This window comes from Micromonospora rosaria (assembly GCF_001567585.1).
Classification (GTDB): Bacteria; Actinomycetota; Actinomycetes; order Mycobacteriales; family Micromonosporaceae; genus Micromonospora; species Micromonospora rosaria.
Map to the genome: position 1 here is coordinate 125,625 of NZ_LRQV01000002.1, position 17,496 is coordinate 143,120.

The following is a 17,496-nucleotide window of genomic DNA, read 5'->3' on the forward strand; positions in this document are numbered from 1 at the left end:
GCCTGTAAATGCAAGAGGCACTCACCCCGGACTGGTCATCGGGCGAGCCAACCGCCGTCGACCGGAATGACAGCGCCGTGCACGTAGGCCGCCGCGTCGGAGGCGAGGAAGACGGTGGCCCCCGCCAGGTCCTCGGGGCGACCCCAGCGTCCCGCCGGAATCCGGTCCAGGATCGCCCGGTTGCGGTCCGGCTGCTCCCGCAACGCCCGGGTGTTGTCCGTGCTGACGTAGCCGGGCGCGATCGCGTTGACGTTGACGCCGTGCGGTGCCCACTCGTTGGCCAGCGCCCGGGTCAGCCCGAGGACGCCGGACTTCGCGGCGGCGTAGCCGGGCACGGTGATGCCGCCCTGGAAGCTCAGCATCGACGCGGTGAAGATGATCTTCCCGTGACCGCGCCGCACCATGCCCCGGCCGACCTCGCGGGCGAGCACGAACGGCGCGGAGAGGTCGACCTCCAGCACGTGGTCCCAGTCCTCGTCGGCGTGCTCGACGGCCGGTGCCCGACGGATCGTGCCGGCGTTGTTGACCAGGATGTCGACCGGCCGCTTCCGCTCACCGAGCCACCCGGCGAGGACGCGGACGGCCACCCGGTCGGACAGGTCCGCCCGGTACGGCACGAAGGAGCGGCCCTGCGCCGTCACCCGCTCGGCGACCTCGCTGCCGGTCTCCTCCAGCGCCGCGCTCACACCGATCACGTCCGCGCCGGCCGCCGCCAGCGCCTCGGCCATCGCCAGCCCGATGCCGCGCCGGCACCCGGTCACCACCGCCAACCGGCCACTCAGGTCGAACGGGTTCACTCCGTACCCCCACAGTCGATCAGCACCTTGACGTCGCCGCCGGCTGCCAACGCCTCGAACGCCCGGTTCACCTCGGCCAGCGGCACGATCCGGGTGACGAGCCGGGCGGCGGGAACCTGCCCGCCGTGCACCAGGCGGACCGCCTCGGCGTAGTCCGTGGCGTCGTAGACCCGTACCCCGATCAGCTCCAACTCGCGCCAGAAGACCCGGTGCAGGTCCACCTCGCGCGGGGTGGGGTGGATCGGCCACCACCACCAGCCGCCCCCGGACGGCGAGCAGGTCGGTCGCGGTCCGCACACCGGCCGCCGAGCCGGACACCTCGAACACCACGTCGACGCCCGCTCCCCCGGTGGCCTCCCGCAGGCCGGCGGCGACGTCGACGGACCCCGGGTCCACGACGGTGAGCCCGAGCTCGGCGGCGAGCGCGCGCCGGCCGGGATCGAGTTCGAGCATGGTCACCACCGCGCCGGCCGACCGGGCGACCATGCCGATGAGCAGACCGACCGGGCCGGCTCCGACGACCACCGCGTGTTCACCGGCGACCAGCCGGGAGCGCCGCACGTCGTGCACGGCGACCGCGGTCGGCTCGACCAGCGCGGCGTGCGCCAGCGGCAGGTCCCCGGGCAGTGACACCAGGATCCGCGCCGGCACCGTCCAGCACCGCTGCATCGAGCCCGGCGAGTCGATGCCGACGAAGGTGAGCCGGTGGCAGACGTGGGTGTGACCGGCGCGGCAGGCGGGACAGTCGCCGCACCAGAGCAGGGGCATCACCGTCACCGGATCGCCCACCCGGTGCCCCTCGACGCCCGCGCCGACCTCGGCGATCCGGCCGGACATCTCGTGACCGATCACCGCCGGTACGGCGACCCGCTGGTCCATCGCGCCGTGCGCGATGTGCAGGTCGGTACCGCAGATGCCGGTGTACGCGACGTCGAGACGGACCTCCCCGGGACCCGGCCGCACCGGCTCCGTCCGCGCGACGGCGAAGGTCCTCGTCCCGACGTAGTGGGCGGCGAGATTCACCAGGTCTCCTCGATGGGTCGGCGACGGCTTCCCGGGCCGCGCGGGTACGCGGCCGGCACGCCCGGCGGGTACCGGCGGCCCCGGAAACCGCGACGGCGGCAAACGTCCGACGTCTCTATATTGGTGGGGGCCGCCGGGGGCGGCGGGTCCACCGTGGCGGCGCTCGCCGGACCGGTCCGAAGGGGGCGTGCATGGCACTGACCGACGACGCGATCGCGCGGATCCGCAGCATGATCCAGAGCGGCGAGCTGCCGCCGGGCGCGCGGCTGCCCCCGGAGCCGCAGCTCGCCGCACAGATGGGACTCTCCCGCAGCGGGGTCCGGGAGGCGGTGAAGGTGCTCGAGTCGGCCCGGGTGCTGGACGTCCGGCGCGGGGACGGCACCTACGTGACCAGCCTCGCGCCCCGGCTGCTGCTGGAGGGCGTCGGGGTGGCGGTGGAGCTGCTGCGTGACGACACTCTGCTCGAGGTGATGGAGGTCCGCCGGTTGCTGGAACCGGTGGCGACCGGGCTGGCCGCACTGCGGATGACCGACGCCCGGCTGGACGAACTCGAACGGATCCTGGAGGACATGCGGGCGGCGGCCGACGACGCCGAGAAGCTGATCCGCTTCGACACCGCCTTCCACCACACGGTCATCGCCACCACCGGCAACGAGGCGCTCACCTCGCTGCTGGACGGGTTGTCCAGCCGCACGCTGCGGGCCCGGGTGTGGCGCGGGCTGATCGAGGGCAACGCGGCGCACACCACCATCGACGAGCACCAGGCGATCTACCTCGCGCTGCGCTCGCGCGACCAACTGCTGGCCCAGGCCAGCGCGCTGATGCACGTCAACACCTCCGAGGCGTGGCTGCGCACGGTGCTCGCCGCCCAGGCCGGGGCGGGCCGCCCCCCGGCGGGCCGGGGTCACGGGGCCGACGCGGCGACGGCGGGCCCCCCGACCCGCCGCGCCAGGTCGTAGGTGCGGATCGCGGTGCCGGCGAAGACCGCCGCCCGCTCCGGGGGCGTCAGCGGCGGCAACGCCGCCGTCAACACCCGGCGTACCCCGGGGTAGTCCGACCGGAGCAGGCAGACCGGCCAGTCCGAGCCGAACATCAGACGATCCGCCCCGAACTCCTCGACCGCCACCGCGACGAACGGGCGCAGGTCGTCCACCGACCAGTCCGGCCGGGCCTCGGTGACCAGGCCGGAGAGCTTGCCCGTCACGTTCGGGTTGGCGGCCAGCGCGGCCAGCGGCCCACGCCAGTCGCGCAGCCCCGCCGCCCCGGCGTCGATGCGGGGCTTGCCGAGATGGTCCAGGACGAACCGCAGGTGCGGCACCGCCCGGGCCGCGCGGGCCGCCGCCGGTAGCTGGTCGGCGCGGATCACCAGGTCGAACACGAGTCCGGCGGCGGCGACCTCGGCCAGCCCGCGCCGCACGTCCGGCCGGTCGAGGTGGTCCGGGTCCGCCTCCCCCTGCACCTGCGAGCGGACCCCGACGAGCAGGTCACCGCCGCGCATCCGGCGGTAACGGGCGATGGTGGCGGCCACGTCGTCGGCCGCGACGTCGAGCCAGGCCACCACACCGAGGATCGGCTCCGTGTCGGCGGCGTAACCCAGGAACTCGGCCGCCTCGTCGGGGTGGCAGCGTCCACCCTCGACCAGTACCGTGCCGCGCACGCCGGTCGCGGTCACCTCGGCTACCAGGTCCGCCGGGGTGAACGGCCGGCGGATGGCGGCCAGCCCGGGATCGTCGAGCCAGGCGTACCCGCGTTCCGGCCGCCACAGGTGGTGGTGCGCGTCGATGATCATGCGGATGCCGTCCCCGCCGCCGCCGGCGTGGTCGCCCAGCGGGGACCGTCCGGGTACCGGTGGTCGGCCAGCGAGGCAGCGTGGATCTCCGCGCTCATGCCGGGCGCGGTCGGCGCGAGGTAGCGCCCACCCCGGACCCGGGCCGGGTCCACGAAGTGCTCGTGCAGGTGGTCCACGTACTCGATGGCCCGGTCCTCGGTGCTGCCGCTGACCGCGACCAGGTCGAACATCGCCAGGTGCTGCACCAGCTCGCAGAGCCCCACCCCGCCCGCGTGCGGGCAGACCGGCACCCCGAACCTGGCGGCGAGCAGCAGGATCGCCAGGTTCTCGTTGACCCCGGCCACCCGGCAGGCGTCGATCTGCACCACGTCGACCGCGTCGGCCTGGAGCAGTTGCTTGAACATCACCGCGTTGTGCACGTGCTCGCCGGTGGCCACCCGGACCGGGGCGAGCGCCTTGCGGACCGCCGCGTGCCCGAGCACGTCGTCCGGTGAGGTCGGCTCCTCGATCCAGTACGGGTCGAACTCCGCGAGCTCGCCCATCCAGCGGATCGCCTCCGGGACGCCCCAGATCTGGTTGGCGTCGACCGCGATGCGGACCCCGGGCCCGACGGCCCGCCGGGCGATACCCATCCGACGGACGTCGTCGGCCAGGTTCCCGCCGACCTTCAGCTTGATCAACCGGTACCCGTCGGCGACCGCCTCGGCGCAGAGTCGGGCCAGCTTCTCGTCGTCGTACCCCAGCCAGCCGGGCGTGGTGGTGTACGCCGGGTAGCCCTCGGCCCGCAACAGGCGTTCCCGCTGCGCCCGGCCGGGCTCGGCGCGGCGCAGCAGCGCCAGCGCCTCCCCCTCGGTGAGCGCGTCGCGCAGGTAGTGGAAGTCGACCTGCGCCACGATCTGCTCCGGGGTGAGGTCGGCCAGCAGTTTCCACAGCGGCTTGCCCGCCCGCCGCGCGGCGAGGTCCCACACCGCGTTGACCAGCCCGCCGGCGGCCATGTGCACGACCCCCTTCGCCGGGCCCAGCCAGCGGATCTGGCTGTCGCCCACCAGTCGCCGGGCCAGCGCGCCCGGGTCGGCGACCAGCTCGTCGACCGGCTGGCCGACGACCATCGGGGCGAGCGACCGCACGGCCGCCACCTGGATCTCGGTGCCCCGGCCGACGGTGAAGACCAGACCGTGGCCCTCCGCCCCGCTGGTGGTCCGCAGCACCAGGTAGGCGGCGGAGTAGTCCGGGAAGGGGTTCATCGCGTCCGACCCGTCGCGGTGCCGGGAGGTGGGGAAACGGACGTCGACAGTGGTCACGGACGAGATGCGCTCGGTCACCGGATCTCCTGGAGGAAGGGGCGGGAACCCCTGGGGAGGGGGCGGGCTGGTGGTCGTCTCGCGGGTCGGCCCGGCCGGCGGGCCGCCCGGCTCAGGTCTGCGCCGTACCTCCGGTGATGCGGGAGACCACCAGGGCCACCAGGATGACGGTGCCGTTGAGGAAGTTCGTCCACTGCGCGGGTACGCCCGCCAGGGTCAACACGTTGATGATCATGAACAGCAGCAACACGCCGGTGAAGGCCCCGAAGACGCTGCCCCGGCCACCGTTGAGGCTGACGCCCCCGATCACCGCCGCCGCGAAGACCTGGAAGATGGCCCCGCTGCCCTGGGCCGACGGCACCGCCGCCAGCCGGCCGCTGATCAGCAGAGCCCTTCGGTTCATCGTGGTACCTCCAGGTCGGGGTCGGCGACGAGGGGTCAGCCGGCGGCGGGTCTGCCGAGCGGGCCGGCGCGGGTCGCCCGGCGGCACCGCGCCGGCGGTGGCCCGGCCGCGACCACCCCGCCGTCCAGCGTCGGTCCACTGGCGACGGTGCCGGGCCGCCGGCACCTGACCGGGTCGTGCGGGGGACGGGACATGGGCAGCCCTCCACGCGGGTGGCTGGTGCCGGGGGCACCGGGCTCAGACATCAGATGTTAAGCGCGGGTAACGTCAACCGTCAATGGCTTGACATCCGGAGGAGCACCTGAAAGTGACGGAAGGTTGAGCGAACGACCGCACGGCTGGACGGAATTCATCGTATGTATTGCCGCGCCCAGCCCCGCGCCGGAAGCCCCGCGGCGGGAGCATCCGGCGAGCGGTCGCCGGGAGCCGACTCGCGGGGCGGCGGTAGGTGAACGCTAACATCGACGATCGCGCGATGACCAGAGCCCGGGGTGATGGAACCCCCGGCCTCCCGGACCGACCGGACCGCACCCGTCCTCGACCGGGCCGTCGCCATGGTGCACCGGGAATCCATGCGTGGTCATCTGGCCGCCGGGCAACGAGGCCGGCACGGGCAGCAGTTTCGTCACCATGCGTAACTGGATCCGGTGGACCGACCCGACCCGGATCATCCAGCACCGGGGCGACACCCGACCTTCTCCGGCAACCCCGACCGGCGTTCCCACCTCCAGCGCGGCCGAGCCCCGGCCGGAGCCGGCCCGGCGGAGCCGCCGAGGGTTGTTACGGGGACATTTCGGATCAGTCTCGCCAGAAACCTTGACGATCGATGTTAACGCTCACATCATAGTGACTCCCGCAATGCTCGCGTCTGGAGCTCGCCATGCAGGTGTCCCACGGCCCTCCTGTCTCCCCCCGCCAAACCCGGTCCCGCCTGGGAAAAGCCGCCGTCGCGGTCCGGGCGCTGATCCCCTCGCCGGGCCGCCTCCGACCCCCGCCGGGCCCGCGCCCGTCCCGCCGCATGCGCGCGGTCTCAATCCTGGCGGCGGGCGTGCTCCTCGGGGCCGGCCTGGTGTCCCCCGGTAACCCGGCGCACGCCGCCGATCCCTGGTCGCCCCGCCCGTCGTACACGTCGACCGACCGGGGCGACGGCACGTACACGGTGCCGCTGCTGCGCGCCGACGTGCCGGACATCGGCGTGGAGCGGGTCCCGGCCGCCGAGAACGCCGAGGGCCGGGACATCTACTACATGATCAGCACGACGATGCACCTGAGCCCCGGTGCGCCGATCATGAAGTCGTACGACCTGGTGAACTGGGAGATCGTCAACTACGTCTTCGACCGGGCGAGCATCGGCGACTCGTTCTCGCTGCGCAACGGCCAGAACTCGTACGGCCAGGGCCAGTGGGCGTCGTCGCTGCGGTACCACGACGGCATGTTCTACGTCGCCTTCAACACCAACAACCTCGGCGGCGCGTACATCTACCGCACCGACGACATCGAGAACGGGGCGTGGCAGCGCACCGCCCTCGGCCGGGGCCTGCACGACCCGTCGCTCTTCTTCGACGTCGACGGCACGCCGTACATCTTCTACGGCAACGCGAACATCAGCGCGGTACGGCTCAACCCCGGGTTGACCGCCATCGTGCAGGACTACCCGAACGTCTTCACCGCGAACGACTACGCGGGCCAGCCCTTCATCGGCGGCCTCTTCGAGGGCGCCCAGTTCTCCTACATCAACGGCCACTACTACGTGGTCGTCATCACCTGGCCCTCCGGCCAGGGCCGCCAGGTGGTCATGCTCCGCTCCCCCGAGCTGCTCGGGCGTCACACCTCCGAGGGCGGGGTGAACACCTACGAGGCACGCGGCGTGCTCAACTCCAACGGCTTCGCGCAGGGCAGCCTCGTGCCGATCGCGCGGGAGGACGGCCGGACCGACTGGCACGGCATGTTCTTCCGGGACACCTTCCCGATCGGGCGCATCCCGGCCCTCATCCCGGCCACCTGGTCCGAGGACGGCTGGCCGACCTTCGGCACCAACGGCGTGGTACCGGTGGAGGGCGCGTTCGCCAAGCCGATCACGCTCAGCCCCGAACAGGAGCGGTTCGAGCGGCAGAAGTCCATCGTGGTCTCGGACGACTTCGCCAACGACGCGCCGCACAAGGCGTACCTGGACGAGGAGTGGACCATCCCGCCGCCACCGGTCGCCGGGCAGCCGCTCACCACCGAGCACCCCCACGAGGACGAGATCAGGCCCAACGGGTCGCGGCTGGACATGGCCTGGGAGTGGAACCACGCCCCGGACAACCGGTACTGGTCGCTGACCGACCGGGCGGGCTGGCTGCGGCTGACCACCGGCAAGGTGGTCACCGGCGACTACGTCTACACCAAGCTCTCCAACCGGGCCGAGCTGGCCTGGTTCGAGGAGGCCCGCAACACGCTCTCGCAGCGGACGTTCGGGCCCCGGCAGTCGGCCGAGACCCGGATGGACATCTCCGGGATGAGGGACGGCGACGTCGCGGGCCTGGCCGCCTACAACCGGGGCTTCTCGTACGTGGCGGTCAAGCGCGTCGGCGGGGTGAACACCCTCGGCGTGGTCAACCGGGGGCAGCCGTTCGCGGTCGACCTCGACCAGGCGACGCTGGAGAACTTCCTGCCGGGCACGACGGTGCCGCTGGGCGACGCGACCGAGGTCCACGTCAAGGCGGACCTCGACTTCGCCGCCCCGACCGGGCAGCTCTGGACGACGTTCCACTACAGCCTCGACGGGTTGACCTGGGCGCAGCTCGGCAACCGGGTCGGCCCGCAGACCCTCGACGGCAGCCTCGCCCACTTCATGGGGCACCGGGTCGGCTTGTTCACCTACGCCACCCAGCAGCGGGGCGGGCACGTCGACTTCGACCACTACCTGCTCAGCGACACGCTCACCGCGCAGAACCGGCCGCTGACCACGGCGGCGCTCGACGCGGCCATCGCCTACGCGGCCACCCTCGACGAGTCGGACCACCCCGCCGACGCCTGGGCGGCGATGCGGGCGGCGCTCACCGCGGCGACGACGGCACGGGCCGGCCGGTTCGGCACCCAGAACCAAATCGACGCGCCGGAACGGGCCCTCAGCTACCAGTTGGCCCGGCTCGCCGTGCTCCGGAGCGCCCCGCCCGAGGTGCCGGTCACGGTCACCGCGCAGGCCCGGTGTGTCGCCGGTACCGCGTACCTGGCGGTGCAGGCCCGCAACGACCACACCGCGCCGGTCGACGTGGTGCTGGAGACGGCGTACGGCCAACGGTCGGTGCCGGACGTCGCGCCGGGCGCGAACGCCTACCAGCAGTTCACCACCCGGTCCACGGCAGCCCCGGCCGGTACGGCGACCATCCGGGTCACCGGGACGGTCGACGGCAGGGACGTGACGACCGTCCGCGAGGTGGCGTATCCCGCCGTCACCTGCGCCGCCGCCCCCCGGCGGACGCCGTGACCGCGGCCGACGCCGACGGCGCGGCCGGGCTCCCGGCCCGGCCCTCGTAGCCGGTGGTCGACGTGCCGGGGACCGCGCCGTACCCGGTCGACGTCGTCCCCCGCACCGGCCCCGGGTCGCCGACGAACTTTCCTGCCCGTCACCACACGAAGGAGGACATCCCGTGACACAGCGCCCACGAGGCACGACCCGACGACGGGTCGCCGCGATCGCGACGGCCGGCATGATGCTGGCCGGAGCCGTCGCGGCGGCACCGGTGCAGGCCGCCGAGACCGATCTCGTCGTCAACGGCGGATTCGAGAACGGCCTGGCCAACTGGTTCGTCAACAACGGCAACGCCACCGACGGCGCCACCCTGTCGCCCACCACGGACGCCTGGTCCGGGTCGGGCGCGGTGCGGGTCACCGACCGGGCGACGACCGGCTCCGGCCCGATGCAGGACCTCTCCGGCAAGGTGCAGGCCGGGCAGACCTACCGCCTCACCGCCCGGATCAAGTACGAGAACCCGGCCTCGCCCGCCACCAAGCAGTTCTTCGCCACGATGCACTACGGCGGGTCCACGTACACCAACCTGGTCTCCGTGACCGCGAACCGGGGCCAGTGGGCCCAGTTCGACGGGCAGTTCACCGTCCCGGCCAGCCAGAGCGTCTCGACCGCGCGGCTCTTCTTCGAGACGCCCTGGACGAGCAACCCGGCCGCCGATCCGGACCTGCACCTGATGGACTTCACCCTCGACGACGTGTCGGTGGTCGGCGCGGCCCCGCCCGCCGCGCCGTCGAAGACCATCGAGGTGGTCGGCAAGCTGCCCGGGGAGCACAACCCGGTGATCGGCCACAAGTTCGGCGCCGACGGGTACGGCTTCGTCCACGACGGCCGGGTCTACCTCTACCTGACCAACGACACCCAGGGGTACGCGCCCGACCCGGTCACCGGGATCTCGCCGGCCATCAACTACGGCCACATCAACCAGATCACCGTGCTCTCCACGACCGACATGGTGAACTGGACGGACCACGGCGAGATCCAGGTCGCGGGGCCCAACGGCGTCGCGCCGTTCACCACCAACTCGTGGGCGCCCGGCATGGCCAGGAAGGTGGTCGACGGCCAGGAGAAGTTCTTCCTGTACTACGCCAACGGCGGTGGGTCGAGCAACGTGATCACCGGTGCGTCGCCGGTCGGCCCGTGGACCAGCGAGCGGACCAGCACGCTGATCGACGGCCGCACCCCGGGCGCCGAGGCGGTCGCCTGGAAGTTCGACCCGGCCCCGCTGGTGGACGACGACGGCGAGGCGTACCTCTACTTCGGCGGCGGTCCCGCGTCGACCAGCATGCCGCCGGCCGAACGGTTCAACAACCCGAAGAACCTGCGGGCGATCAGGCTCGGCGACGACATGGTGTCGACCGAGGGCACGGCGGCGGTGGTGGACGCCCCGGTGGCCTTCGAGGCGGCCCAGGTGTTCAAGCGCGAGGGGAAGTACTACCTGTCGTACTCGTCGCACTTCGGCGGGAACGACTTCGGTGGCCCGCAGACGCCGCTGCCCGGCTACCCGGGCGGGGGCCAGATCGGCTACATGATCTCCGACGACCCGATGTCGTGGCCGAAGGAGACCTACGCGGGCGTGCTGTTCCCGAACCAGTCGCAGTTCTTCGGCGCGGGCACCGGCGGCAACAACCACCAGTCGGTGTTCGAGTACGAGGGGCGGCACTACTTCACGTACCACGCCCCGACGCTGAACAAGCGCATCAACGGCAACACCACCCAGGGGTACCGCAGCCCGCACATCCAGGAGCTGACCTTCACCGAGGACGGCACCATCCAGCAGGTCGTCGGCACCTACGCCGGGGTCGACCAGGTCCGCAACTTCGACCCGTACCGGGTCTTCGAGGCGGAGACCTTCGGCTGGAGCAAGGGCGTCGCCACCGCGAAGATCGACGGCGGGTCGGCCCAGTTCGGCGCCGAGGCGCCCAACCTGGTGGTCCGCGACATCGACAACGGCGACTGGACGGCGCTCTCCTCGGTCGACTTCGGGGCCGGCGCCGGGAGCCTGACGGCGAAGGTCCGCCCGCTGGTGGCCGGCGGGACGATCCAGCTCCGGCTGGGTGCCGTCACCGCGCCGGTGGTGGCGACCATCCCGGTCGACGGGCCGCTCGGCGAGTGGACGGAGCTGACCACCGCGCTCGACGGCGTGACCGGTGTGCACGACGTCTACTTCACCTACGCCGGGCCGGCGGGCACCGACCTGTTCGAGATCGACACCTGGGCCTTCGCGGCCGGCACCGGCGCGGAACCGCCCGTCACGGTCACCGCCCAGGCCCGCTGCGTGGGCAGCACCGGGTACGTCGCCGTGCAGGCCCGCAACGACCACGACACGGCGGTGGACGTCGTCCTGGAGACGGCGTACGGCCGGCGGTCGGTGGCGGACGTCGCACCGGGCGCCCACGCCTTCCAGCAGTTCAGCGCGCGGAGCACGGCGGTCGCGGCCGGCTCGGCGACCGTCCGGGTCACCGGGACGGTCGACGGTCGGGACGTGACGACCGTCCGCACCGTGCCGTACCCGGCCATCGCCTGCGGTGGCTGACCCACCCCACCACCTGACCACGACCGAGCACAGGGAGCAGCGGATGAAGACATGGAGTCACAGACGGTTGGCGGCGGCCGGCACAGCGGGTGCGCTGCTGGTCGGGACGGTGGCGATGCCGTCGCCCGCCCGGGCCGAGCCCGGCGGCGGCGACGTGACGGTGACGGTGGAGATCGACGAGATCACCGAGCCGGGAGTGCTCGCGATGTCGATCGCCGGCGACTCGGTGACGCTCTCCGAGGACGGTTCGACGCTGCTGGTCCGCCAGTTCGTCGGCGGCCTGCCGACGGTGACGGTCACCGACACCCGGCGGCCCGACGAGGTGCCGGAGCAGGCGGCGTGGGCGGTGCTGGGCAGCGCGACCGACTTCGTCGGACGCGACGGTCAGGCGCCGATCGGCGCCGGGCACCTGGGCTGGAAGCCACGGCTGATCGACGGTGGCGACACCGGACTGGTCAGCGAGGGTGAAGAGGTCGTCACCGTGCTCGACGAGCCGACGCAGCCGGGCAACAACTCGGGTCTGGTCGACCAGGAGCTGCTCGTCTCCACCTTCGACTCCAGGACGGTCGCCGGTGCCGCGTACTCGGTGGACGCGGACCTGTTCCTGCGGACCCCGGCGGACGTGGCCGCCGGTGCGTACACCTCGACCCTGACGCTGTCCCTGTTCGAGTGAGCCGGCCGGGTGGGGCCGTGGCGGCGGCCCCACCCGTACCGTCCCGGGGGCCGGCCGGCGACCCGGCCGCCTCAGGGTGCGTACGCGGCGAGCAGGGACAGCCGCTCGGCGTCGGCGCTGCCGGGCGCGGCGGTGTAGGCGATCAGGATCGGCCCGGTACGCCCCGGGGGCGTGTAGGCGTCCCAGTCCAGGTGCAGCTCGCCGACCTGCGGATGCCGGAACGTCTTGCTGCCGTTGACCGACTCGCGCACGTCGTGGCGGGCCCAGAGCCTGCGGAACTCCTCGCTGCGGATGGTGAGCGTGCCGACGATCTCCTGGGCCCGGGGGTGCTCCGGGTCGGCGGCGACCGCGGCGCGCAGGAAGCCCAGGTAGTCCAGCACCGTCTCCCGCCAGCCGGTGCACCGGCCGTGCACCTCGGCGTGGGTGAACATGTCGATCAGCGCGTTGCCCGGCCCGATGCCCGGGTAGAGCGCGGCGGCCATCCCGTTCCAGGCGAGCAGGTCCAGGTGACGACTGACCACCACGGCCGGGGTGTGCAGGCTGTGCAGCAGCCGGCGGGTGCTCTCCGGGACCGTCTCGCGGGTCCGCCGCCGGGGTCTCGGCGGGCGCTGCGCCCGGCGGGCGAGGGCGAGCAGGTGCCGGGTCTCCTCCGCGTTCAGGGCGAGGGCACGGGCGATGCCGGTCAGCACGTCGGCGGAGGGACGCACGTCCCGGCCCTGTTCCAGGCGCTGGTAGTAGTCGGTGCTCACCCCGGCGAGGAGGGCCAACTCCTCCCGGCGCAGACCGGCGACCCGACGGCGGGGGCCGGGCGCCAGACCGATGTCCTCCGGGCGCAGCCGGGACCGCCGGTTCCGCAGGAAGTCAGCCAACTCGCGCGCGTAGGCCGTGGTCGTCACGACATCCAGTGTGCCGCCGCGATCCCGTCGCAGGGTAGGTCCCGTGGTCCCAGGTCGGCCAGGTCTCTCCGGCCGTCGGCGCGGGTCCCTACCGTCCCGGGACATGCAGACGTGGACCGAAGACCTGATCCCCGACCAGCACGGCCGACGCGCGGTGGTGACCGGGGCGAACTCCGGCGTGGGGCGGGTCACCGCGATGGAGTTGGCCCGGCACGGGGCCGCCGTGGTGCTCGCGGTACGCGACGTGGCGGCGGGCGAGGAGACGGCCGCCACGATCCGGCGGGCCGCACCGGGCGCCGAGGTCGAGGTCCGGGCGCTGGACCTGGCCTCGCTCGCCTCGATCCGGGCCTTCGCCGAGGACCTGACCGGCCCCCTCGACCTCCTGGTGAACAACGCCGGGGTGGCGTTGACCGGTGCCCGCCCGCCCCTGACCGTGGACGGGTTCGACCCGCAGATGGGCACCAACGCGCTCGGGCCGTACGCGCTGACCGGGCTCCTGCTCGACAGGCTGACCGCCGGCACGGCCGCCCGGGTGGTCACCGTGTCGTCGATCGTGCACCGGCGGCGCGGCCTCGACCTGGGTGACCTGATGTCCGAGCGGTCCTACACCGGGCCCCGGGCGTACTCGCTGTCCAAGCTCGTCGCCACCATCCTCGGCCTGGAACTGGACCGCCGGCTGCGCGCCGCGGGATCACCGGTGATCAGCGTGCTCGCCCACCCCGGCATGACCCACACCAACCTCACCCCGCGCGCGTTGGCCAACCGGAACGCGCTGCTGCGCGCCGTGGGCCGGCTCAACCCGCTGCTGGTCAGCCCGGTGCGGGAGGGCGCCCGGCCGCAACTGTGCGCGGCGACCGCCCCCGGGGTACGCGGGGGGCAGTTCTTCGGGCCACGCGGCTTCCAGGAGATCCGGGGACCGGTCACCGAGGTACGCGCGAGCGCGCCGGCCCGCGACCCGGGGAACGGGCGGCGGATGTGGGCGCAGGCGGCCCGGCTCACCGGCGTCGCGTACCTCTGAGACCCGGTCCGACCTGCGCACACCGTCTCCGGTCGGGGGGGGCCGGCGGCCCCGCCACGGTTTGTATGCTCGGCCACATGACCGTGGTGCGGATGGACAACGTCGCCGTCGTCGTCGACGACCTGGAGGCCGCCGTCGCCTTCTTCACCGACCTCGGCCTGGAACCCGAAGGCCAGGCGCGGATCGAAGGCCCCTGGGCGGACCGTACCGTCGGGCTCGACGGCCTCCGCAGCGACATCGTGCTGATGCGGACCCCGGACGGCCACGGCAGGCTGGAGCTGACGAAATACCACACCCCGGCCCCGGTCGGCGCCGGGTCACCGCCTCCACCGCCGAACACGCTGGGCCTGCACCGGGTCATGTTCACCGTCGACGACATCGACGCCACCATCGCCCGCCTGCGCACCCACGACGCCGAACTCCTCGGCGAGGTGGTGCGGTACGAGAACGCCTATCGGCTCTGTTACCTTCGCGGCCCGGCGGGCATCATCGTCGCGCTGGCCGAACAGATCGGCTGATCCGGCGATTGGGTGTGCGAATGACGTCCCAGCTCCCGCACGGCGGGCTGCGGTAACGGGCCGCGCACCACACCGCACCCACCGTGTCGATTCCCGGCGGGAAGCGACGATTTTCGTCGCTGAGTTCGGATCCCGTCGATGTGAAAACGTGGTCGTGAAGTGCTCGCCACGGCAGTGTTTTGTGCTTCCTCATTGGTTGTGGGGGTCGCGCCGGTTATTGTGCTGGGCGGACTCATCGAAGTGCGGAAGGAATAGCACGTGGCCAAGCAGATCATCCAGAAACTCATTGACGACCTGGACGGCGGGGACGCCGACGAGACCGTCCGGTTCGCCCTGGACGGAGTCCAGTACGAGATCGACCTGTCGGCGGCCCACGCGCAGCAGTTGCGGGACGCCTTCGCCCCGTACACCGCGCACGGCACCAAGGTCGGCCGGGGCGGCATCGTCAGCGGTCGCGCGGCCCGCAGCGCGGCTGCCCCGGCCGGCGCCCGGGGGCGCGCCACCTCCGACCGGGAGCAGAACAAGGCGATCCGGGACTGGGCCAAGAAGTCCGGCAGGGACATCTCCGACCGGGGCCGCATCCCGCAGGAGATCGTCGACGAGTACCACTCGAAGGCCGGTCACTAGTGCCGTGACCGCGAAGGCTCGCGGTGTGGGGACGGGCTGCCGGGGTGACGGTTCCGCCCTGGCGTCGGTGTCGCCCACCACGGATGCGTTCGTGGCCCGGGGCGGTCAGGACGCCAGGGCGGCGGGCACCGGTGACGGGGGCGTCCGCACCGTGGGGTCACCCTCCCCGCTCTCCGATGCGTCAGTCTTCGCCGGGAGGCCGCTGCCGGGCGAGCTGCTGGTGCCGCCGGTAGGCCGACGGGCTCATGCCGACACTCGCGGTGAAGAGCCGGGTGAAGTGCGCGTTGTTGCGGAATCCCCACCGGGCGGCGACGGCGCTGACCGGACGGTGGGCCAACCGGGGGTCGACCAGGTCACGCCGGCACCGTTCGAGCCGGCGCTGCCGGATCCACCCGCTGACGGTACGGCCCTGCTGGGCGAACAGCCGGTGCAGGCTGCGGAGCGACAGGTGGTGGGCGGCGGCGATCGCCGGGGGACCGAGCGCGGGATCGGCCAGGTGCGACTCGATGAACGCGAGCACCTGGCGGTAGGACGCCTGCTGTCGGGTCTCGACCGGTAGCGCGGACACCCGGTCGAGACGGTTCGCGATGACGGCCGACACCAGATCGAGGGTGATGCCCCCGACCCGGACCGCGTCACCGGGCGTGAACTCGTCGACGTGCCGGGCGACGGTGACCAGATGGTTGGCGAGCAGGGCGGCGATGCCGTCGTCGCCCCCGGCGAGGCACGTCGCGTGCAGGAGCCTCGCCTGGTCGGCCGGGAACGGGAGCATCGAGCCGGGAAACTGGACGGCCAGGGCGGTGCTGCCCCGACCTGCGGCATCCTCGACGTACGTGACCTCGTGCGGACTCGCCGCGTCGAGGAAACTGAGCTGACCGGGGCCGGACGTGCAGGACTGCCGGTCCCGCTCGATCACGCCGCTCCCGCGCAGGGGCAGGCTGATTTTGTAGATCTCGGGGTCCGACGAGGTGGTCATCCGGGGGCTGCGAATGACCCGGAGCGACGGGAACTGGTAGATGGACAGGGTGACGTCCCCGAGGTCGACCATTCGCGCCGAGGCGTTGAATGCGGTCGACCTGTCGGTCTGGAAATCCATCGGCACCAGGGACTCGGCCATCAGATAACGCCAGTAGTCGACCCGGTCGCCCGGCGGGTGGTCCTGGGTGCTCACCGACAGGTCGTTGCCGTGCACGTCGTTCCCCCTCGGTCGTTTCGCCGCGAACGGTGTGGACACCAGGCATCGACCATAGCCCTCACCGTGTGCGACTGACAGCACACCGACCGCAAAGACCGCCCCGGTGCGATGCCGGCCTCGGAGCGCGACCCGCCGTCCCGCCCGCCCGCCGAAGGCGCGACCGACGACGACGGGTCGACTGTGGACGGTGTCTCGTACCGTCGACATGCCGGACGTGCACCGCCGGCCAGCTCCCCCGATCACATCCAGCTCAGTCCCGTCGTCGACCCGGCGGCCGGCCCGACCCGCCCGCCGACCGAGCCGACCATCCCAGGAGGTCGTCTGATGCACGTCCGATCCCGCAGTGCCCGCGCCCGGCGCTCCGCCCTGGCGCTGACCCTCACCGCCGCCCTGGTCCTGGCGACCCAGGCGACGCTGGCCGCGCCGGCCGCCGCCGCCCTCCCGGGCCTGACCCGGGTCACCAGCACCGGCCCGAGCAACAGCGACTGGAAGACCTGGCAGGCGTCCTGCCCCGCCGACACCTTCTTGGTGGCCGGCGGTGGCCGGATCGACCGGGGCGCCGGCCAGGTGGTGATGGACACGATGGTGCCGGTCTTCGGGGCGACCGACGTGTACTCGGTGACCGGTCGCGAGGACGACAACGGCTTCGCCGGCACCTGGTCGATCACCGCCACCGCGCTCTGCGCGCAGCCACCCGCCGGGTGGGAGCACGCCGAGGGCGTCACGGTCTGGGACTCGGTCAGCAGCAAGACGCTGACCGTGGACTGCCCGCCCGGCAAGCAGGTGCTGGGCCTCGGGGTGGAGGTCAACGGCGGCCTCGGCCAGGTGGTGGTGGACGACCTGCGGCCGAGCGCCGACCTCACCTCCGTCAGTCTCACCGGGATCGAGGACGGCAACGGGTACGCCGGCGCGTGGCAGCTCCGGGGCCAGGTGGTCTGCGTGACGCCGCCGGCCGGGCTGGTCCGGGTCGCCGGGTTCGGCCTGCTCGACTCGGTCGGATCGAAGTCCACGGTGGCGACCTGCCCGCCCGGCACGCGCGTGCACGGTCTCGGCGGGGAGATCGTCAGCGGCGCGGGGCAGGTCCGGGTGACCGGCCTCGACCTGCTCTCGGACACCCAGGTCAGGGCCACCGCCGCCGAGGACGAGGACGGGCTCGCCAGCAACTGGGCGGTCCACGCGTACGCGATCTGCGCCTGACGCCGGGCGGCC

General features: G+C 72.8%; 15 protein-coding genes. 9 read left to right on the forward strand and 6 right to left on the reverse strand.

Features of this window, described 5'->3' with window-relative positions:
* Positions 1-35 precede the first annotated feature (35 nt).
* Positions 36-1,820: an SDR family oxidoreductase gene (locus AWW66_RS35880; protein ID WP_281179550.1), complete on the reverse strand. Its 1,785-nt coding sequence runs from the start codon at positions 1,818-1,820 to the stop codon at positions 36-38.
* A 191-nt stretch (positions 1,821-2,011) separates the two neighbouring features.
* Between AWW66_RS35880 and AWW66_RS01355 the strand changes: the two genes are divergently transcribed.
* Positions 2,012-2,779 (forward strand): FadR/GntR family transcriptional regulator, encoded by a 768-nt coding sequence (locus tag AWW66_RS01355; protein WP_067359436.1) that lies wholly within the window; start codon positions 2,012-2,014, stop codon positions 2,777-2,779.
* Here AWW66_RS01355 and AWW66_RS01360 read toward each other — a convergent pair.
* From AWW66_RS01360 to AWW66_RS01370, 3 genes are all read right to left on the reverse strand, one after another.
* Positions 2,725-3,609, reverse strand: coding sequence for an amidohydrolase family protein (locus AWW66_RS01360; protein ID WP_067359437.1), 885 nt, complete (start codon positions 3,607-3,609; stop codon positions 2,725-2,727). The two genes, AWW66_RS01355 and AWW66_RS01360, sit on opposite strands and share 55 nt — an antisense overlap.
* Positions 3,606-4,931, reverse strand: a complete 1,326-nt coding sequence (locus AWW66_RS01365; RefSeq protein ID WP_067359438.1) for an enolase C-terminal domain-like protein — start codon at positions 4,929-4,931, stop codon at positions 3,606-3,608. The genes AWW66_RS01360 and AWW66_RS01365 overlap by 4 nt, the downstream gene beginning before the upstream one ends.
* Before the next feature lie 91 nt (positions 4,932-5,022).
* Entirely contained in the window at positions 5,023-5,313 is a 291-nt protein-coding gene (locus AWW66_RS01370; RefSeq protein WP_067359439.1) for an ABC transporter permease, read from the reverse strand.
* A 576-nt stretch (positions 5,314-5,889) separates the two neighbouring features.
* Between AWW66_RS01370 and AWW66_RS33310 the strand changes: the two genes are divergently transcribed.
* From AWW66_RS33310 to AWW66_RS01385, 4 genes are all read left to right on the forward strand, one after another.
* The gene (locus tag AWW66_RS33310; protein WP_157527057.1) at positions 5,890-6,396 is read left to right on the forward strand and encodes a glycoside hydrolase family 2 TIM barrel-domain containing protein; all 507 of its coding nucleotides are present in this window, start codon (positions 5,890-5,892) and stop codon (positions 6,394-6,396) included.
* Positions 6,332-8,782 carry a glycoside hydrolase family 43 protein gene (locus tag AWW66_RS01375; RefSeq protein ID WP_067359440.1) on the forward strand — a complete coding sequence of 817 codons (2,451 nt, stop codon included), beginning with the start codon at positions 6,332-6,334 and terminating at the stop codon, positions 8,780-8,782. Before AWW66_RS33310 ends, AWW66_RS01375 begins: the two co-directional genes overlap by 65 nt.
* 163 nt (positions 8,783-8,945) lie before the next feature.
* Positions 8,946-11,360 (forward strand): family 43 glycosylhydrolase, encoded by a 2,415-nt coding sequence (locus tag AWW66_RS01380; protein ID WP_067359441.1) that lies wholly within the window; start codon positions 8,946-8,948, stop codon positions 11,358-11,360.
* Positions 11,361-11,403: 43 nt separating this feature from the next.
* Positions 11,404-12,033: a hypothetical protein gene (locus tag AWW66_RS01385; protein WP_067359442.1), complete on the forward strand. Its 630-nt coding sequence runs from the start codon at positions 11,404-11,406 to the stop codon at positions 12,031-12,033.
* Positions 12,034-12,104: 71 nt separating this feature from the next.
* Here AWW66_RS01385 and AWW66_RS01390 read toward each other — a convergent pair whose 3' ends face one another.
* Positions 12,105-12,929: a helix-turn-helix domain-containing protein gene (locus AWW66_RS01390; RefSeq protein ID WP_067359443.1), complete on the reverse strand. Its 825-nt coding sequence runs from the start codon at positions 12,927-12,929 to the stop codon at positions 12,105-12,107.
* Positions 12,930-13,032: 103 nt separating this feature from the next.
* On the opposite strand from AWW66_RS01390, the gene AWW66_RS01395 reads away from it, so the two are divergent.
* The 3 genes from AWW66_RS01395 (at position 13,033) to AWW66_RS01405 (ending at position 15,092) form a co-directional block, all read left to right on the forward strand.
* Complete coding sequence (locus AWW66_RS01395) at positions 13,033-13,947, forward strand: oxidoreductase (RefSeq protein WP_067359444.1); 915 nt, start codon at positions 13,033-13,035, stop codon at positions 13,945-13,947.
* 77 nt (positions 13,948-14,024) lie between these two features.
* The gene (locus tag AWW66_RS01400) at positions 14,025-14,465 is read left to right on the forward strand and encodes a VOC family protein (RefSeq protein ID WP_211271809.1); all 441 of its coding nucleotides are present in this window, start codon (positions 14,025-14,027) and stop codon (positions 14,463-14,465) included.
* A gap of 258 nt (positions 14,466-14,723) precedes the next feature.
* Positions 14,724-15,092, forward strand: a complete 369-nt coding sequence (locus tag AWW66_RS01405) for a histone-like nucleoid-structuring protein Lsr2 (protein ID WP_067359445.1) — start codon at positions 14,724-14,726, stop codon at positions 15,090-15,092.
* Between the two features lie 181 nt (positions 15,093-15,273).
* On the opposite strand, the gene AWW66_RS01410 is transcribed toward AWW66_RS01405, so the two are convergent.
* Entirely contained in the window at positions 15,274-16,326 is a 1,053-nt protein-coding gene (locus tag AWW66_RS01410) for an AraC-like ligand-binding domain-containing protein (RefSeq protein WP_169807039.1), read from the reverse strand.
* 285 nt (positions 16,327-16,611) lie between these two features.
* Here AWW66_RS01410 and AWW66_RS01415 point away from each other — a divergent pair, with 285 nt between their 5' ends.
* Complete coding sequence (locus AWW66_RS01415; protein ID WP_067359446.1) at positions 16,612-17,484, forward strand: hypothetical protein; 873 nt, start codon at positions 16,612-16,614, stop codon at positions 17,482-17,484.
* Positions 17,485-17,496: the final 12 nt, after the last annotated feature.

What these genes read in the sequence shown, in the direction of transcription:
- AWW66_RS01385 (WP_067359442.1), top strand. Translation starts at nt 11,404, where the DNA reads ATGAAGACATGGAGTCACAGACGGTTGGCGGCGGCCGGCACAGCGGGT.
- AWW66_RS01395 (WP_067359444.1), top strand. Translation starts at nt 13,033, where the DNA reads ATGCAGACGTGGACCGAAGACCTGATCCCCGACCAGCACGGCCGACGC.
- AWW66_RS01400 (WP_211271809.1), top strand. Translation starts at nt 14,025, where the DNA reads ATGACCGTGGTGCGGATGGACAACGTCGCCGTCGTCGTCGACGACCTG.
- AWW66_RS01415 (WP_067359446.1), top strand. Translation starts at nt 16,612, where the DNA reads ATGCACGTCCGATCCCGCAGTGCCCGCGCCCGGCGCTCCGCCCTGGCG.
- AWW66_RS01375 (WP_067359440.1), top strand. Translation starts at nt 6,332, where the DNA reads ATGCGCGCGGTCTCAATCCTGGCGGCGGGCGTGCTCCTCGGGGCCGGC.
- AWW66_RS01360 (WP_067359437.1), bottom strand. Translation starts at nt 3,609, where the DNA reads ATGATCATCGACGCGCACCACCACCTGTGGCGGCCGGAACGCGGGTAC.
- AWW66_RS01370 (WP_067359439.1), bottom strand. Translation starts at nt 5,313, where the DNA reads ATGAACCGAAGGGCTCTGCTGATCAGCGGCCGGCTGGCGGCGGTGCCG.
- AWW66_RS01355 (WP_067359436.1), top strand. Translation starts at nt 2,012, where the DNA reads ATGGCACTGACCGACGACGCGATCGCGCGGATCCGCAGCATGATCCAG.